The 17,786-nt window shown below is 39.3% G+C and carries 16 protein-coding genes; 3 read left to right on the forward strand and 13 right to left on the reverse strand.

The window, feature by feature from the left end; genetic code table 11:
- Window positions 1-295 precede the first annotated feature (295 nt).
- Entirely contained in the window at window positions 296-1,954 is a 1,659-nt protein-coding gene (locus LI164_RS12725) for an alpha-glucosidase (RefSeq protein ID WP_005333902.1), read from the reverse strand.
- Here LI164_RS12725 and LI164_RS12730 point away from each other — a divergent pair.
- From LI164_RS12730 to LI164_RS16370, 3 genes are read left to right on the forward strand one after another with little or no spacing between them, the layout of a single operon-like run.
- Window positions 1,916-2,689, forward strand: a complete 774-nt coding sequence (locus LI164_RS12730) for a transposase (RefSeq protein WP_227087242.1) — start codon at window positions 1,916-1,918, stop codon at window positions 2,687-2,689. The two genes, LI164_RS12725 and LI164_RS12730, sit on opposite strands and share 39 nt — an antisense overlap.
- 59 nt (window positions 2,690-2,748) lie before the next feature.
- Window positions 2,749-2,928, forward strand: coding sequence for a hypothetical protein (locus tag LI164_RS12735; RefSeq protein ID WP_005333905.1), 180 nt, complete (start codon window positions 2,749-2,751; stop codon window positions 2,926-2,928).
- Window positions 2,888-3,157 (forward strand): GHKL domain-containing protein, encoded by a 270-nt coding sequence (locus LI164_RS16370; RefSeq protein WP_227087245.1) that lies wholly within the window; start codon window positions 2,888-2,890, stop codon window positions 3,155-3,157. The genes LI164_RS12735 and LI164_RS16370 overlap by 41 nt, the downstream gene beginning before the upstream one ends.
- On the opposite strand, the gene LI164_RS12745 is transcribed toward LI164_RS16370, so the two are convergent.
- The 12 genes from LI164_RS12745 to LI164_RS12800 all read right to left on the reverse strand — a co-directional run.
- Window positions 3,158-4,126 (reverse strand): carbohydrate kinase, encoded by a 969-nt coding sequence (locus LI164_RS12745; protein ID WP_040015550.1) that lies wholly within the window; start codon window positions 4,124-4,126, stop codon window positions 3,158-3,160.
- A gap of 321 nt (window positions 4,127-4,447) precedes the next feature.
- A complete protein-coding gene (locus tag LI164_RS12750; protein WP_005333911.1) occupies window positions 4,448-6,187 on the reverse strand; it encodes an ABC transporter ATP-binding protein in 1,740 nt (579 codons plus the stop codon).
- A 1-nt stretch (window position 6,188) separates the two neighbouring features.
- The gene (locus tag LI164_RS12755) at window positions 6,189-7,943 is read right to left on the reverse strand and encodes an ABC transporter ATP-binding protein (RefSeq protein WP_005333912.1); all 1,755 of its coding nucleotides are present in this window, start codon (window positions 7,941-7,943) and stop codon (window positions 6,189-6,191) included.
- 192 nt (window positions 7,944-8,135) lie between these two features.
- Window positions 8,136-8,765, reverse strand: coding sequence for a TetR/AcrR family transcriptional regulator (locus tag LI164_RS12760; RefSeq protein ID WP_005333914.1), 630 nt, complete (start codon window positions 8,763-8,765; stop codon window positions 8,136-8,138).
- A gap of 98 nt (window positions 8,766-8,863) precedes the next feature.
- Window positions 8,864-9,811, reverse strand: a complete 948-nt coding sequence (locus LI164_RS12765) for an acyl-CoA thioester hydrolase/BAAT C-terminal domain-containing protein (RefSeq protein WP_040015551.1) — start codon at window positions 9,809-9,811, stop codon at window positions 8,864-8,866.
- A gap of 26 nt (window positions 9,812-9,837) precedes the next feature.
- Entirely contained in the window at window positions 9,838-10,638 is an 801-nt protein-coding gene (locus LI164_RS12770; RefSeq protein WP_005333917.1) for a class I SAM-dependent methyltransferase, read from the reverse strand.
- Entirely contained in the window at window positions 10,638-11,417 is a 780-nt protein-coding gene (locus LI164_RS12775; protein WP_227087243.1) for a hypothetical protein, read from the reverse strand. The genes LI164_RS12770 and LI164_RS12775 overlap by 1 nt, the downstream gene beginning before the upstream one ends.
- Window positions 11,404-12,306 (reverse strand): ketopantoate reductase family protein, encoded by a 903-nt coding sequence (locus LI164_RS12780; RefSeq protein WP_005333921.1) that lies wholly within the window; start codon window positions 12,304-12,306, stop codon window positions 11,404-11,406. The genes LI164_RS12775 and LI164_RS12780 overlap by 14 nt, the downstream gene beginning before the upstream one ends.
- Before the next feature lie 181 nt (window positions 12,307-12,487).
- Window positions 12,488-13,072 carry an AAA family ATPase gene (locus LI164_RS12785; protein ID WP_005333922.1) on the reverse strand — a complete coding sequence of 195 codons (585 nt, stop codon included), beginning with the start codon at window positions 13,070-13,072 and terminating at the stop codon, window positions 12,488-12,490.
- 16 nt (window positions 13,073-13,088) lie between these two features.
- The gene (locus tag LI164_RS12790; protein ID WP_005333924.1) at window positions 13,089-14,456 is read right to left on the reverse strand and encodes an MATE family efflux transporter; all 1,368 of its coding nucleotides are present in this window, start codon (window positions 14,454-14,456) and stop codon (window positions 13,089-13,091) included.
- 452 nt (window positions 14,457-14,908) lie between these two features.
- Window positions 14,909-15,736, reverse strand: coding sequence for an AAA family ATPase (locus LI164_RS12795; protein WP_005333925.1), 828 nt, complete (start codon window positions 15,734-15,736; stop codon window positions 14,909-14,911).
- 287 nt (window positions 15,737-16,023) lie between these two features.
- Window positions 16,024-17,786, reverse strand: a 1,763-nt coding sequence (locus LI164_RS12800; protein ID WP_227087244.1) for a class I adenylate-forming enzyme family protein, incomplete at its 5' end; no start/stop codon positions are given.

A 17,786-nucleotide genomic window follows, 5' to 3' on the forward strand; every position in this document is an offset into this window, starting at 1 on the left:
TATTATATGCAAATGTCCGCACAATAGCAATACTAATTTTGCGCTCCAATAATCTTATTGAATAACTGTAACAATACGTCTTTTACACCGGACGCATTGAATACAAGACCAACGGCTACCTTTCTTAACTCCAGTCACATTTGTTTTCCTGACAGCATTGGAAAAGAGCCCTAGCCTTTGCAGGAAGATTGTCTGCATTGTAGTATCCGTCATAATAATTCCATCAAATGAGTGAAAGTCCCTGCTCTTTGGCAAAGTATTCGATAACACGGCTATATTTTTTCTGAAGCCGTTGCTATTTGTAGAGAATCACTCTTGTCTCGTATGGCTGCAAAATTCCTTCTACATGGTTTTTGTAGTTTGTGATCAGCTCTTCGCCTTTGTTTTCTTCGAACAGTTCGCATGGAACTTCCTTATTTGTAAAGTTGCATGCTACCACCAGTTTTTCGTTTCCAAGCGTTCTCTCATATGCATAGATATCATCATTATCTTCCAGCAGTCCGTGGAATACTCCTTCCACGATCACTTCATACTGGTGACGCAGCCGGATCAGTTTCTGATAGTAGTAGAATACACTATCCTTGTCTTCCAGTGCTGCTTTTGCATTAATCTGTGTATAATTTTTATTTACACTGATCCAGGGGGTTCCCGTAGTAAATCCTGCATTTGCGCTGTCATCCCACTGCATTGGTGTTCTGGCATTGTCACGGCTGATCATCTTCAGGCAGTTCAACATTTCTTCTTCTGTCATCAGCCCGCTTTCTGTATACTCTTTGTATGCATTGATCGATTCGATGTCTCTGTAATCACTGATCGATTTGAAATATGCATTTGTCATACCTATTTCTTCTCCCTGATAAATATATGGAGATCCTTTTAACATATGCAGACAAGTTGCAATCATCTTTGCAGATATGTCCCGGTACATCGGACTGTCATCACCAAATCGGGATACCGCACGGGGCTGATCGTGATTATCCCAATACAGACTGTTCCATGCTTTTCCTTCCAGTTTGGTCTGCCATTTGTTCATGACAGCACGCACTTTTTTCATCTCCGGTTTTCTGGTTGTCCATTTACCATATTTGCCGTCTGTGGTTCCCATATGTTCAAACTGAAACACCATGTTCAGTTCGCTTCCATCCAGATTCGCATATTTCTTTGCTTCTTCCGTTGTAACACCCGGCGTTTCACCAACAGTGATCAGATCAAATCTGGAAAGTACACGTTTGTTCATTTCCTGCAGATATTCATGTACATGGGGACCGTTACATACATATGGAGACATATCACCATGCAGACCATCCCTGATTTCTCCGTCCGGATATGCAGGGTCTTTGGAAATCATACTGATAACATCCATGCGGAATCCGTCTACTCCCTTTTCACACCACCAGGTCATCATGTGAAATACTTCGTCACGTACTGCCGGGTTCTCCCAATTAAGATCCGGCTGTTTTTTGGAGAAACAATGCAGATAATACATGCCGGTTGTCTCATCAAACTGCCATGCGGAACCACCAAAACATGCTCCCCAGTTTGTTGGCTCTTTGCCGTCTTTCGGATCTTTCCAGATATAATAATCGCGGTATGGATTATCTTTCGATTTTTTACTTTCCAGGAACCATCTGTGCTCATCGGAACTGTGATTTACTACCAGATCCATCACCAGTTTGATACCACGTTTATGCATCTCTGTGATCATTCGGTCAAAATCTTCCATTGTTCCGAAATCAGTCATGATATCCTGATAATCAGAAATATCATATCCATTATCATCGTTCGGTGATTTATAAATCGGGGACAGCCAGATTACATCCACACCCAGTTCCTTCAGATAATCCAGATGTTCCGTAATACCGTTTAGATCACCGATACCGTCTCCGTTACTATCCGCAAAACTTCTTGGATAGATTTGATAAATCACACTGCTTTTCCACCATGCCTTACTCATCTTAGTTCCTTCCTCTCTTATGCTCAATTTTCTTGTTGCCTTATAATTTCTGCTAATATCGACAGCAGCTTATCAACCTGGATCGGCTTTGCGATATGCCCATTCATTCCGACATTCAACTATACCTTTCTTCGTAATGCATTTCGTACCGCACTTCTTGATCTTATGGAAAAGGAACTTGGTGTTTCCTTCAAGAAAGTGAAAGCGCGTTGTTACCAGGAACACAAACATGGCTTCTATGTCTATGCCAAACCCAACAAATGCAACCCTAAAATCGTCACCAAATACATTGGTCGTTATCTTGGTCGTCCAGTCATCGCAACCTCACGTATCGATCATTACGATGGTGAAACTGTCACCTTTCACTATAACCGGCACGAAGACAACCGGCTTATTACCGAATCTGTTCCTGTTATGCAATTCATTCAGCGGTTGATCCAACACATCCCTGAAAAACATTTCAAGCAGATCCGATACTATGGTCTATATGCTGGAAATCATAAAAATGATTCCAAACTAAATCTTGCCATTGCAAAAGAAAAACGAAAGATATTTCTTTCCTTCAACCGCTGGCGCGACTGTATTTTACATTCCTTCGGATATGATCCTCTTAAATGTCCATGCTGCGGTGAGACCATGACTTTTCTTGACCGTTATTATAATCATCAGCATATTTCTCTGAATGAAATGTACGAAAGGACAATGCACAGATTTCATGCACACTCATCTGCCTGACCACTGTTCATGTTTCTCCGTCTGTGATAGAATAATTTAAAGATCGGAGGCACAAAACTATGTCAAAACATTCAGATGAAATCAGAAATAAATATATAAAAAATCCACCAGAAGGCATGACCGCTGATGACATCCGTCACATGAGTGAGGATGATTTGCTTGATATGGATTACTTTTTAAACGAAGACGATGTGTTTGATGAAGATTTTCCCGGTACTGAAGGTTTTTATATCTTCTAAAAACTTATCGTTTATTTGCTATGCCCGCCTCTGTGCGGGCTACTTTTATATCAAGAGTTCTCCAAAGGAGAACTTTCCTAAAGAAAACAATATTTTCCAATCCTCCAAACGCTCCGGAAACGGCATAGGAATCGAATCTGTCCGCCACATTACCGCCAAAAACGGCGGTGCCTGTGACTTTACCTATGAAGATGGTATTTTTTCTGCCAAAATAATGCTCCGGGTATAATCAGTAACTGATTATACCCAGCAGATTCTGAATTTCATCTCTGGTTGGCATTACACGCAGTGCCCCTTTTCTTGTTGTGATCACAGATGCTGCCGCATTTGCAAAAGTCAGCATTTCCTTCAGATTTTCTTCCTCTAAACCTTCCATTCCGTGTTCGCAGATATAATGTAATACACAACCACAGAATGTATCTCCTGCTCCTGTCGTCTCAATTGTATTTTTCTGAAGGAATGGTTTTGCTTCTACCATCATTCCGTTATAGTATGCACGACTTCCTTCTTTACCCATAGATACAAGAATCAGCGGAATCTGATATCTTTCTCTGATCCAGTTTACCCCCGCAGTATAGTCTTCTTCTCCTGTCAACCACTGAATTTCGTTATCTGAGATTTTCAGGATATGACAATGCTTAAGGCCATATAATACCTGTTCCTTCGCCTCATCCAAAGAATTCCAAAGTGGTGGTCGTAAATTCGGATCGAAAGAAATAACTGCACCGGATTCTTCTGCAATACGGATTGCTTCTTTTGTTGCTTCGCGCACTTCTTCATGAGTCATAGACAATGTTCCGAAATGGAAGATTTTCGTTTCTTTAATAATGTCTTCACAAATTTCTTCTTTGTTCAGCATCATATCCGCTCCCGGGTTACGATAAAACGAAAAATCTCTGTCTCCATCCGGATAAGTATGTACCATAGCAAGTGTCGTATGGATTTCCTTATCTGTACATAATCCATCTGCATCAATCCCTACTTCTGTTATCGCATCTCTCAGCTGTTCTCCGAAAAAATCTTCCCCTACTTTTCCGATAAATGCCGTCTTATGTCCGAGTTTCGTCAGCATTGCAAGTACATTGCATGGCGCTCCTCCCGGATTTGCCTCAAAAAGCGGATTTCCCTGATTACTTTTTCTGTTTTCTGTAAAATCAATCAATAATTCTCCAAGTGCCACTACATCATATTTTTTCATTTTCTTCTCCATTCTGCTGCCAAAGCGGCAACATTTTTTCTATTCTCAACAGATTTCTATTTTTTCACGCACCATCTGTACTGATAAGGATTCATCCATACCGAATTCATTTCCAGTTTTTCTCCTGTAAATACTTCTACTGCGCACCTCTGCAAGTCTACACTCCGTTTCGGTCGGCGCAAAACCATTGTCCACCGGACAATGTGCGCCCTGCCGGAGGCTATATCAGCTGATATTTCACTGAACATTACTTTTAAATTTGCCCCTGTGCTATAAATATCCGAATTATATGCAAATCAGGACTGTCGTACTAAATAAAAATTAGTGCGACAGTTTCCAGCTTACCGCCTGCTGCCTTGCATCCACAAATCTCTTATAAATACCTTCCTGCTTCATTAGCTGCTCATGTGTTCCCTGCTGTACAATTCTTCCTTTGTCAACAACCACAATCTGGTCTGCATGTCTGACTGTTTTTAATCTATGGGCAATCATAATAATCGTTTTTTCCTTTGTAAGTGCATCTACTGCATTCATCAGATCCTTTTCATTCTCCGGATCAACATTGGCCGTTGCCTCATCTAATATAACGATTGGCGCATCCTTCATGATTGCTCTGGCTATCGAGATCCGCTGTTTCTCACCGCCGGAAAGTGTGGCTCCGCCTTCTCCGATTACTGTGTCATATCCATTCGGAAGTTTGCTGATGAAATCGTGACAGCACGCTTTCTTTGCCGCTTCCACCACTTCCTCATGGCTTGCATCCTGACGTCCGAATTTAATATTATTCTCAATGGTATCTGCAAACAAATACACCGACTGAAATACAAATGAAAAATTACTCATTAAACTATTCATGCTATAGTCTTTTACATTCACGCCTCCAAGCATCACTTCTCCGGAATCCACATCCCAAAATCTGGCAATCAGATTGCAAAGTGTTGATTTTCCTCCACCAGATGGTCCAACGATTGCTGTCGTCGTTTTCTGCGGAATAGAGAGCGATATATCATCAATGATCTTCCGTTTGTCATAAGAAAACGAAACATTAGAAAGTCTGATATCGTAATTTTCCGGCTGTATTTCTTTACCGTCGATATCCATGGTATCCAGCTCCAATATTGCATTTGCTTTATCTACACATACGCTTACCACATGTAAAAGAGATGAATAATTTCCTGCACATTCCAGACTGGCATAAAGCATAAATGCTGAAATTGTCATACCAATCGCATAGACCGCACTCATAGTTCCATTAATATAAAAATATGCACTGCAAGCCACGATCACAGCACCTGTAATTTTGGTTATCACACTTTGCAGAAAATGATAGGGCACAAACAGCATTTCCATCTTTGTATTGATCTTTTCACATGCTTCATTTGCATCATTTAATCTTTTCGCCTGTTTCCCAAGCAAGTTATATGATTTAACTTCTGATATTCCCTGCAGATACTCCATGATCTGGTTTACAAGCTCCGTATCGCATACTACTTTTTGCTCTGAATCTTTTTTACCCGCATTCTGCATCACAGAATTGACCCCAAAGAAAATAAGTACTCCTGCTGCAGCGATCAGTCCGATTCTCCAGTCAAAAATAAACAGCATAAGAATGATCATTGATGTTTCCAGAATTCCCTGCATTGTCAGCATAACCACTCTCGCAGCCACATCGCCAAGTATTTCCATTGTATTGGTTGTAATGGAAGAAATTTCCCCGATACTATTGGAATTGAAATACCCCATCGGCAGATATCGCAGATGTTCTGCAATCTTGATTCTCATAAAAGCACTTGCATTATATCCTCCCTCTGTCTGAAGCACTGTAGAGTATCTCTTGCAGATTACGTCGACTACAATTGCAAGAACCATAATCGCAACGGAGCCTCCAATATATTTTCCTGTCGGTTTCCCACTCAGCAGACCAATCAGTATGTACATAATAGCCGGAATCTTCATTGCTGAGGCAAGAGCCTCTATGAGTCCGATCACTATCGACAGTTTAAATTTATTGCCATTTTCCCTGCCTGAAAAATGGAAGAATTTTGCCAGAATCCCAAACATATCATTCTCCCTCCTTCACCGTATCTTTTACAGAAATATGGGCATTCCACATTTCCTTATAAAGCGGGCATGACACCAGAAGTTCCTCATGTGTGCCATGTGCTGTTACATTTCCATCATTTACAACAAAGATCTGGTCACTGTCTTTAACAGTAGAAAGTCTGTGTGCTATTACGATCAGGGTCTTCCCTGCTACCAGTTTTGCGATAGAATTCTGCAGAATTGCCTCATTTTCCGGATCTGTGTAGGCAGTTGCCTCATCAAGGATCACGATCGGAGCATCCTTTAACATTGCTCTTGCAATGGAGATACGCTGCCTCTCGCCACCTGACAGATGGCCTCCTGCACCTCCTACAACCGTATCAAATCCATTCTCCAACTGCATGATAAATTCATAGCATCCACTTTTCTTTGTCACCTCGATGATCTGTTCATCTGTAGCATCCGGATTTCCCTGTCTGATATTTTCACGGACTGTTTCATTAAACAGATAATTGTCCTGTGCAACATATGCAATTTTCCGATTAAAATCTGCAAATGCCAGTTCTTTGACATCAACTCCACCGATTTTGATGCTTCCGGAATCCACATCCCACAGGGACGCAATCAGCTTTGCGATGGTCGACTTGCCGCTTCCGGAAGGTCCTACGATTGCATTTACCGTTCCTGCTTTCAACTCCATAGTTACGCCATGCAAAATCTCTTTGTCGTGATAACCAAATCTGACATCTTCAAGAGTAACGGAATTATCTTTTGGAACTCTTTCACTTTTCTCCGGACGTTCAAGCTCCGGCTGTTCCAGAATTCCTGCTACTTCTCCAACGATCACCCCAATCTTGCCAAGATCATCTGTATAGGAACCCACTGTGATCAACGGTCCAACGATTCCAAGTGATAAAATAATGCAGATGACAAAATCAGAAACCGCAAGTGTTCCATTCGCTACATAATGTGCCCCAAACGGCAATACCGTAAGAAGCGTATAAGGTGTGACCACCATCATCAGTGCATGAAAGATCGAGCACCGTTTCATCCAGGAAATAAAGGAATCCGCATATTCAAAAGCCGCCTTTGTAAATTTGGCATAAGAACTTTCAGTCTTTCCAAATGCCTTGATCACTTCGATTCCGTCAATATATTCCACTGCCGCATCATTCAGATCTTTTGTTGTCTGAACCGTTCTCTCGAAGCTTGGTTTATAATCCAGCATCATTCCAAAATAGGAAAGAAATCCCACTATAACCGGCACCAATGACCAGAGTGCCAGTCTCCAGTCTGTCAGGAAGAAATAAATCAAAATCACAATCGGTGCTAGCAGATTGGACGTGAATTCCGGGACAATATGCGCCAGTGTTGTCTCGATACTGTCGATTCTTTCCACCATGATATTTTTAAATGTACCGGAAGGTGTGTCTTTCACATAGCCAAGAGGTACCCGCGCCAGCTTGTCACAGCAGGATTTTCTTATATTTGCAAGTACTGCAAACGTTGCTTTATGTGACAATGCTGTCGAAAGTGAATGAAGCAGTTCTGCAATGATAAACGATAATGCAATCAGAACCGCTTTTGCAAGATATATTTCAAACTCCTTTTCACCATTTAAAAACAGCTTTACTACATCTGCAATAATAAAATACGGCAAAATCTTAAAAATCACATTTCCTATTGCAAGTAACACACTCCACACATAGGCAATTCTTTTTTGTCCGGCCCACGTCAGGATCCAGCTGACTGCCGACTTCTTTTTTTCTTTCACATCTGTTCACTCCTTACGTTCGTTTTATTGTTTCGTTTTATTGTTTTACCTTCTGTTAGCCCGTGCTAACCAGCATATAATAAAATAGGTGGTTTACTGGCATCAACCACCTGATATTATTATCCTGTCTGAACTTTATTCAGAAATCCAGAACCTGCAACACACATAACCTATTCAGAATTCCTGCATCAGTTATACTGGAAATTCAATATTCCACAATCGTTCCCAGCCACCTGTATTGAATTCTTTCAGCTGATGCACATTTTTCTTTGCGGTCTCCCTGTCTATATCATGCTCAATGATCTGAAATACTGATGAAAAAAATCCTGTATAGATCATGTGCATAAGGCTTTCCTCTACAACAGGTATTTTTACACCAGCCTCCTTCATTTTTTCCATATATTTTAGGCTGGACTTCATTTCCCGCTTCACCATATTGTGTATGAATAATTCAAATTTTCCACTGTCTCCACATTTCAACAATAATCTGAAATTATCATAATGATCATAGATATAATCAACCATCTGCTCCATCCCATCACTGGATGTATCCGACATATTCCTTGTCTGATCACTGGCAGAAAGCTTTTCAAACTCCTCAACGATCTGGTCATAAATCTGATAAATATGTTCCATATAGGGATCCGTCAGTGCATCAAAAAGTGCCTCTTTCGTCGGATAATATTTGTAAAATGCGCCAGTAGTAAGTCCGGCATCTTTTACAATGTTTCTTAATGATGCTCCGGTCAAACCATCTTTCAGGAAATGTTTTTTGGCTGTATCTAATATATTTTTTTGTGTATCTTCTGCTTTCGTCGACATGCTTTTTGTATCCTCAAAATTTTCTTTTCACAAATATAACAGTGTTATATAGCACTGTTATATTTTAACTCATTACAGGAATTTGTCAAGTCTGCTGCTTAGATTTTTTCTGTTTCTTTTCTATTCTTCCATTCAGCAACAGCATTTCTCACCCGCTGGTCAATATCCAGTCGTGCTCTGCGACATTCTTTCGGATGTTTTCTTGCTGCCTGAAATGCCAGTTTCACAAAGAGTCCGGATCCAACCGGGAGCATTGTCTTTAGTATACTCTCTGGAAAAACGAAATGGGTTCCATGCTCATAAATGACATAATCCAATCTGCATGTGTGTGAATGTTCTTTCATACGCTGCTTCATACGGCGGATATATTTTGCAGTATCCCACAACACATCATCTTCAGCACCAATTAACAATACTGTTCCATGGATTTTTTCAATCTTGATCATCTCGTCTTCTGTGATTTGGTGAGCCTTTTCAGAATCATCAAATAGTTTTCTTGAATTGATCATATCACCGGTCCGTTTTGTTTCTTTCTTAATCACATGCCAGTAATCTGGATGTTTATAGCAAAAAGGCATATACGGAAGGGGTTCTCCTTTGTAAGAAAAAAGAGATTCTCCATCAATCGGCCATTCCTTACAACCATCTTTTTTGCCCTGCATAAATCCCTGCCAGATAAAATCACTCGGTGTCAGACCAATTGTTAATGTGATATCTTTAAAATAAGAAGCAGCAGTCAATGCAAGTGTTCCTGTAGTAGATGCCCCGACAATTCCTATCTTCTGATTACTATTCATTTTTAACCAATTGATTGCTTTCTCTATACGTTCCAATGGATAATTATGATGTCCATAATCTTTTTTTCCAGGTGACATCGTCATCACATTCACACCGAGTTTATGTAACCATTTCACAGATGTGCGCGCCAGATAATCCTCTGGATCATCCCCGATCATGGCAATCATTGCACAGTCTGATTCTGTTTTGCATTTCCAGTATGCGCCATAAAATCCATCTGTTTCCACATCAAAATGTCTTTTCTTCATCTGTATCATCTCCTGCTCGTATAATATCAGCCATGTTTCTCCATAACTATTATTTTGTTTGAGATATTCCGAACGATTGGAATCTTTCCTATCACATGATATACAGGCATAAGTTCTTTCATTCCTTCGACCAGGCTGACTTCCTGCTGAACAGAAAATCCCGGCACAATTCTTTGCAGTTCTGTTCCGTTCTTAACTCCCCATGTGAATTTTGCATTGCTTCCCTCTATGGATTTTTCTTTCACATGGTTTACAACAAAAGGTGACATGGTTTCGACCATTACGGTTACTTCCTGAAATGATTTTTCAATAATAAAAAACATCTTTCTGATATCTTTTTCACACAAATACATTGTAAGCCCTTCGATTATTACCAGAACATTCTCACAGTGGTAATCGATATCATCTACATAGGAATCATCCATTGCAGACTTTGCAATCTGATACACCGGATCAGTTTCGGTAAGGAACTGGCTCCTTATTTTCATTGTTTCCGGAAGGTCTACATTATACCAGCGCAGATATTTTCCTTTCATTCGATAACATCTGGTATCCAGTCCGCATGCAATATTTACGACAACTGTATTTTCATGCTTCTTCAAATATTGCTCAACCATCCGGTCTAATACAATTGTTCTTGCAATCACACCATAGTTCATAGCGTTATCTTTATCTGCTTTAGAAAAGTCATAGTCCAGCTTTTCCACAAGTTCTACTGCAATCTCATCTTTGATCTTTGCATTTTGTTTTTTTGTTTCTTTTGCTCTTGCATACAGGGTCTGTACCATCGTTTCCGGCACACCTGTCACATTCACTTTTTCTTTCATTATCTGTCGCCTTCCACTGATTTTTTTACTTCTTTTACCCACTCTGCACTATGACAGCAAAACAGTTCTTCATGCTGCATGTTGTGTCTCCGAATATCCGGATTTTTGAAATAAGTCCAATATCTCTTTTCATATTTTTTACCCATCTTTGTAGCGTAAAACACATGGATAGTTGTTCCCGGCACATCAATTCCATGCTGGACTTTCGTAATCAGATCCGAATAGAACTGATTATAAATACTCTGTTTTGTAATCCACGGATTTCCTCCTTTACCGATTCCAAACATATTCAAAAATCCATTATATAATTCTTTTTTAACCTCATCTGTCTTATTCAGTTTTTTCTGCATAAATTTCGGAAGAGCACCTGTATGTATCATTTTATACATGAAAGGGACTACCATGGATGACTTGATTTTTGCCACAAGATGACCTGCTTCGTCCATATCACTGCTCCCAATAATGCCATGATCTATATGAATTCTTTTTCGCTGAATCAAAAGGGATACAAAACTTCCACCAAGGGAACACCCATACGCTGCTTTAATTCTTCCATCATACTTTTTCTTGATTTCCTGCTCAATCTTTTCGCATTCATCTTCCATTGAATAAAATTCTGTTTTCTCATTTGGATCAAATCCATCATAAGAAACTGTTACCGTGTAAAAATAAGAATGTAATCTATCCAGTATATGATCAAAGCTACTATACAGGCAACAGGTACCAGGAAATAAAAATATCACTGGTTTACTACTGTCTCCACTTTCATAAAATTTCATATCTGGCCTCCTTTAGTTTTTTCATATAAGCATAAAATTGCTTATGCAGCTTCCTCATTTCATCTGGTGCCTTCCTGGCATGTTGATACATAAATTTATCTCCAAAGCTACTTTCGAATGTAACAGCAAGCATAATCGTCATAATTGGCAGTGGTAAAAAACGAAAAATATTCATTTTACAAGGTGACAGCCTACCTGCCTGTTTTCGCAAAAAGCTAAAATTTCTTTTCAATTTTTTTGCTGTTTTCTTCATAATCTTCCAGTCTTTTCCCGCTCTTTCCGGGCATTCTGCTTCGTAATATGCATCTGCAATCGGCACCACCATGGCAAGATGACATAATTGCCACATATGCATATCCACTACTTTCTGATATGGTATATGAGCATGCCTCAATATCTTTGAAAACTGCTTTGTCTTTTCGGATTTATTTCCTGATATTCCTGCAAATGTTGTCGGCTGAATCATTCTTGGAGTGAGTGCTGCATCAAGGATGCCATCATCATTTATACTTCCGCCTGCTCCCGGAAAAGCCGGCAATATTCTTCCTGTTCCAACAATATCTTCCCATTTTTTATAACCGTCCAGTGAATTTACCATTGTAACAATCGTACTGCTTTTATTATTTTTCAATTCCGTAAGTGCTTCATACAACTGGTTTTCCCGGACAGTCAGCAAGACAAAATCATAAATATCATTATCTGGCACTTCTCCAAGAATCGTGGTTTCTGCCCGTTTTATGTTCTGTTTTTTCTTATAAAGCAATCCATTTTTCTTTAAAAACTCAAGTCTTTTACCTCTGGCATAGATACTTATATCATAACCCGCTTCTGCGAATAAAGCCGCATACAAGGACCCAATCACACCTGCACCATAAATCAATATTCTCATAGAAATCTGCCCTCTTTTACATTATCCAATAAATTGCCATTGTGCATATTAGTTATGTCTAACTCCTATTTCCTAAAAAACCGTGTGAAAACAAAACTGTAATTCCACACGGTTTCTTTCCTTATGCATTCAGTATATCACTTTTATTTGGTTTATCAACCAGATTTTGTCATTATATTCCTCAAATACACTCCATAATAATCTTCTCACATCTGTTATATCCAAGCTGCGAGCTGTTCAGACTCAACGTATAGTTGCTGGCTTTTCCCCATTTCTGCTCTGTATAAAAATTATAATTTGTCATACGCCTTTTATCTGTATCTGCCATCATTTTGACAGCCTCCTTCTCTCCTACATTATATAAGTTCATAATACGCTGTGTTTTTTCCGGCATATCCCCATGGATAAATACGTTCAATACATCATCCCGATCCTTCAGGATATAATCTGCATTTCTTCCGATAATTACACAAGATTCCCTATCAGCCAGTTCTAAAATAACCTTTCTCTGTGTCTCATACACTATATCTTCTATGGATTTTCCTGTGATATCACGTCCGGCAAATGCATATGCAAATAATCCTTTCTTCGGAGATAATTCTGCACTTTCCTGGACATATTCCGGAGATAAACCAGACTTCTCTGCAATCTCATTAATGATATTTTTATCATAATAAGCAATCCCAAGTTTCTTCGCTGCTTCTTCTCCGATAAAACGTCCGCCACTTCCAAATTCTCTGCTGATTGTAATAATTCTTTTTTTCATCTCTGATCCCTCCTGCTTAATTCAAAACATCAACTTTATTTTTACTGATTCTCTTCAAGAACACATATCCTACAAAGCATGAAATAATTTCAGTAATCGGAAATGCCCACCAGATCAGCGAAACTGTCATCTGACCATTTCTGGCAAACACGGAAAAAATTCCAGCCAGCGGCAGAATAATAATAAGCTGTCTCAGAAGCGAAATAACCAGTGATTCCACACCACCATTCAATGCCTGATAAATGCCTTGATAAGCAATATTGATTCCGGCAAACAAGAAGCTTACTGAGATTATCCTCATTGCTCCGATAAAATATTCTCTGGACGGCCCTGCATTAAACAGCGTTGCAAATCCCCCTGGAAAAATCTCTGTAATTACAATTCCCAGAATCATTAATATAACCGTATAGATCAGACCATATTTGATTCCATCCTGAATTCTCTTTTTGCTTCTCATTCCATAAGCAAATGCAATGATCGGAGTGATCGCATCTCGCAGACCGAAAGCAAGAAACAGTACAAACTGCTGAACTTTATAAAATAATCCATAAGCTGTCTGTGCTGACGGATTGAATTTCAGAATCAGATTCATGACATAAACCATAATGGACATCAGTGCCTGTGCAATGATTGCCGGAAGTCCGATTGTATAGATCTCCTTGATAATTCCGCCATCCGGCTTCATGTATTTCGCCCCATGCTCGAATTCCTTATTTAATTTGATATGAAAAATGAGCAGTAATACCGCGGATGCTACCTGACCAATTACAGTTGCATAAGCCGCTCCTTTCACTCCCATTTCCGGGCAGGGGCCAATACCGTAGATCATGATCGGATCAAGGATGATATTTACAACTGCGCCAACCACCTGTCCAATCGTGGAATAAAGAGAACGTCCTGTTGCCTGTAATAACTTTTCAAATAAAGAAAAGAAAATAATACCAAAAGAGATTACGCAGCATATCCTCAGATAGCTGACTCCCATCTCCAATACTTCTGCATCTACTGTCTGCGATGAAATATATGCTTTCACCCCAAAGATACCAAACAATAAGCAGACCACATAAATAATCACTCCCAGAAACAGACTGTTTCCTGCTACCTTTGCAGCTTTTTTACTATTTCCCTGTCCAAGTGTCCTTGCAAGAAGTGCATTGGTTCCTACACCGGTTCCAATCCCCACTGCCACCATAAGCATCTGCACCGGAAATACCAGTGTCAAAGCATTTAATGCTGCTTCACTTCCCTCTCTCATATTTCCCACAAATGCACTGTCTACTATGTTATAGACTGCCTGCAATGCCATGGATAAAATCATCGGGATTCCCATCTGGACCATCAGCTTATTCACCGGCATCTCCTTCATCTTGTTGCTTTCCGCCATTTCGTTTTAACTCCTTTCTTTTTGACACAAAAAAAGTGCGTACCCTGTCATATAAGCTGGACTTACGCTTACACGCTACACACTTTTTCATGGCGATATTTACTTTTTGCAAAACAAAAACGAGTAGCCGGTAAACTGGATTTACGCTTACTTGCTACTCGTTTCTTGTAATTATATTGCCTCTTTTTCAAAAAGTCAAACAAAATTTTTCTTGCATTGACACATCAAACAGTTTTCAGTATTTCCCCCAAAAGATATTTCGGTTAATAAATACCTAAATATCTTATAGCCATTTTAGCATTTTCATATCATATAAATACAAAAAGGCAGACAGTCTATTATATGACCACCTGCTTGTTACCTACTCTAATATTGTTTTTTGTATATCATTAGTCCGTCAAACTTGAAGTGGTTGTTCTACCAAGTGGTATCTGCCCATACGAATATTCTTTTTATAGATGATTTTCTTTAAATTCATCCTCATGTTTTTTGAAGAAATTATAAAAGTATCGCACATTATCCAAATCACTCCATTTTGCAATATCATACTCTTCCGTATCAAGATTGTATATTTGGGCATTTAATGTTCCAAGCATAAATGGCGAATGCGTTGCAATAATAAACTGGCATCCTAACAACCTTGCCATTTTATTAATTTCCTCTGCTAGCATAACCTGATTCGCAGGTGAAAGCGATACTTCTGGTTCATCTAATAAATATAATGCATCCGGTTGTAAATATTCCTCAAAATATTGCATTGATGTCTCTCCGTTAGAATATTTTTCCTGTGCAAATTTTATATATTCTTCCTGCTTTCTCCCTTCTTTGGATGTTAAAAATGTCTTTGCTTCAAGTAAAGACATGCCTCTCTTAACATAATCATACTCCATGCCATCTGATAATATCTGCTTTTGTTGTATCTTTTTAATCTCATACAATATATCTTCACTTTTAATATACCGGCTGTTTCCCGGTATTTTTTTTATTGTATTTCCATAGTCATCTTCCCCAAAAGTATACAAGCATTCGCTGGAAAACGAATCACAGTAATCGACACTTCCAAATGAATTACTTGTTGCGTATTCTTTTCCTTTTAGTTGTAAGCAATTGGCTATAATATTTAAGAGTGTTGATTTACCTGAGCCATTATTCCCATAAAAAACAGTGATAGGTATAAAAACAAATGGTTCAATATACTTATCCCGGAATACATTGTAGGGATAAATGTTAGGATTGTTTACTTTTCTTTCACTTAACTTAAAACTACTTAAATATATCATAACTTTTCTTTATCCCTTTCCCGATAAAAGAGCTCCAGATAATACGGTAGAAACAGCTTCATACTTTCAAACTTGATATTCTTCTTTTTCATATAACCAATCAATCTATTTGTCAATTCTTCTCCATCCACTTCATATTCCGGCACAATATAACCATTCAGAATGTCGCTCTTTTCGGTAAATTATCTGTTGAACTTTCTCTTAAGGCACTTCTACTAACTATTCTAAACTATTTCATAAGTAAATGAAAGACTACTTTATATCAAGAAAATTCTTGCTATATTAAATTAAAAAGAATCTGAGTTTTTCGCCCACTTCTCCAGTGTCCGGAAGTCAATCTTTCCTGCTCCTGTTGTCGGCAGTTTCTCTACAAAGTGATATTCAAAAGGCCAGGAGTTTTCTTTCAGCTCCTGTCTACAGAGCTGTCTTAATTCTTTTTCCACATTGTCTCCGGTATCTTTGGATTTCAATGTCACATAGGCAATCACAAGATAACCTTTTTCACCATTGATTCTTCCTACTACCGCACATTTATCCACAGCAGAATGCCTGCTCAATACATTTTCAATCTCCATCGGATAAACTCTTGACGGTGTCTTATCTGCTCCGATCGACCACAAGATTCTCTTCAGTCTTCCGGTCAGTCGGAAATATCCTTCTTTTGTCACATGTCCCAAATCTCCGGTTCGAAGCCATCTTGTTCCGTTCTCTTCGAAAATGATTTCTCTTGTAGCTTCCGGATTCTTATAGTATTCCATCATCATACTCGGACCGCTGACACAGATCTCACCTTCCTGATCATATCCAAGTTCCTCGCCCGTATCAATGTCTAATATCTTAATATTGTTACAGAAAAATGGAAGCATGACAGGGAATTTATGATTGCTTGTACATACAGGTCCTGCCATTTCCGTCATTCCATAACCTTTCATCAGTCCATACGAAGCCTGATGACTTTTCAAGAACTTTGACATCTCATCTTCCCATTCTTGATTCATCCCGTCACCACCGTAAGCAACCGTCTTGGCAAAAGAAAGATTCATTTTTTGTATCTTTCTATCTTTTGTCATTGCCTCCATATGCAATGGACCTCCGCTTAGATGATTTGGTCTATATTTTGTAAAAAGTTTCGGCAATCGTTCTGGTGCCGGATCTGGGCAAAGAACATCCTCAAGACATGTACATAGTGCCATATGTACCCCAAAAAATAAACCATAGGCTAAGAAAGGCGGAATGATATCTAAAAAACGTTCTCCATTTTGAAAGTCCAGCACTTTATCTGCATATTTGTATTGAAATGCTATCGCATTCGCTGCACGGTTTGACAACAGTACACCTTTTGCCTTGCCGGTTGTCCCTCCTGTATATGCAATCACTGCAGGTGCATCTCCTTTTATTTCCTGACAATCTATCTTCTTTCCTTGACCTGCCTTTAGAAATTCTGAAAATAAAATGCAATTTTCCTTCTTTACTTTTGATTTCCACTTATAAAGCGTACCGATTACACATGGCATAGATTCTGCCAGTGAAACACCTATGATGTGTTTTACAGATGTTTCCTTTGATGCCTGTACAATCTTTTCCAATGCCAGATCAACCGTAATCACAACTTTACTCTTCGTTACGGCTAACTTCTCATGAATCTCCGCTTCCGTTGCATTCATCACAAGCATATTAGCGATTGCTCCGATTTTATTGATTGCATAAAGCAGATACACAGCCTCTGGCATTGCCAGAGCACAAAGACTTACTGCATCACCAGCGCGAACTCCATACGCTAGTAATGCTCTCGCACATGCATCAATCTTCTCCTGCATTTGCCGGTGCGTAACCTTTTTTCCAAAGTAATTTAAAGCAGCCTCATCCATCCGGTCTGCATTGCAGGAAGTCAGATAATCATACATCGAACCTTCCGGCAATAGACGATGCAGAACCTCTTCTCCATAATATTTCAGCCACGGTTTATCGATAGACGGATACCCCGTCAGCTCATGCTCTGTCTGTCTGTCTGTCTGTCTGTCTGTCTGTCTGTCTGTCTGTCTGTCTGTCT

This window comes from Dorea sp. 210702-DFI.3.125, assembly GCF_020560945.1.
GTDB classification, from domain to species: Bacteria; Bacillota; Clostridia; order Lachnospirales; family Lachnospiraceae; genus Dorea; species Dorea formicigenerans.

Excerpts from the sequence above, each read along its gene's own strand:
- LI164_RS12725 (WP_005333902.1), bottom strand. The coding sequence starts at position 1,954 with ATGAGTAAGGCATGGTGGAAAAGCAGTGTGATTTATCAAATCTATCCA.
- LI164_RS12735 (WP_005333905.1), top strand. The coding sequence starts at position 2,749 with ATGTCAAAACATTCAGATGAAATCAGAAATAAATATATAAAAAATCCA.
- LI164_RS16370 (WP_227087245.1), top strand. The coding sequence starts at position 2,888 with ATGAAGATTTTCCCGGTACTGAAGGTTTTTATATCTTCTAAAAACTTA.
- LI164_RS12745 (WP_040015550.1), bottom strand. The coding sequence starts at position 4,126 with ATGAAAAAATATGATGTAGTGGCACTTGGAGAATTATTGATTGATTTT.
- LI164_RS12750 (WP_005333911.1), bottom strand. The coding sequence starts at position 6,187 with ATGTTTGGGATTCTGGCAAAATTCTTCCATTTTTCAGGCAGGGAAAAT.
- LI164_RS12760 (WP_005333914.1), bottom strand. The coding sequence starts at position 8,765 with ATGTCGACGAAAGCAGAAGATACACAAAAAAATATATTAGATACAGCC.
- LI164_RS12765 (WP_040015551.1), bottom strand. The coding sequence starts at position 9,811 with ATGAAGAAAAGACATTTTGATGTGGAAACAGATGGATTTTATGGCGCA.
- LI164_RS12770 (WP_005333917.1), bottom strand. The coding sequence starts at position 10,638 with ATGAAAGAAAAAGTGAATGTGACAGGTGTGCCGGAAACGATGGTACAG.
- LI164_RS12775 (WP_227087243.1), bottom strand. The coding sequence starts at position 11,417 with ATGAAATTTTATGAAAGTGGAGACAGTAGTAAACCAGTGATATTTTTA.
- LI164_RS12780 (WP_005333921.1), bottom strand. The coding sequence starts at position 12,306 with ATGAGAATATTGATTTATGGTGCAGGTGTGATTGGGTCCTTGTATGCG.
- LI164_RS12785 (WP_005333922.1), bottom strand. The coding sequence starts at position 13,072 with ATGAAAAAAAGAATTATTACAATCAGCAGAGAATTTGGAAGTGGCGGA.
- LI164_RS12790 (WP_005333924.1), bottom strand. The coding sequence starts at position 14,456 with ATGGCGGAAAGCAACAAGATGAAGGAGATGCCGGTGAATAAGCTGATG.
- LI164_RS12795 (WP_005333925.1), bottom strand. The coding sequence starts at position 15,736 with ATGATATATTTAAGTAGTTTTAAGTTAAGTGAAAGAAAAGTAAACAAT.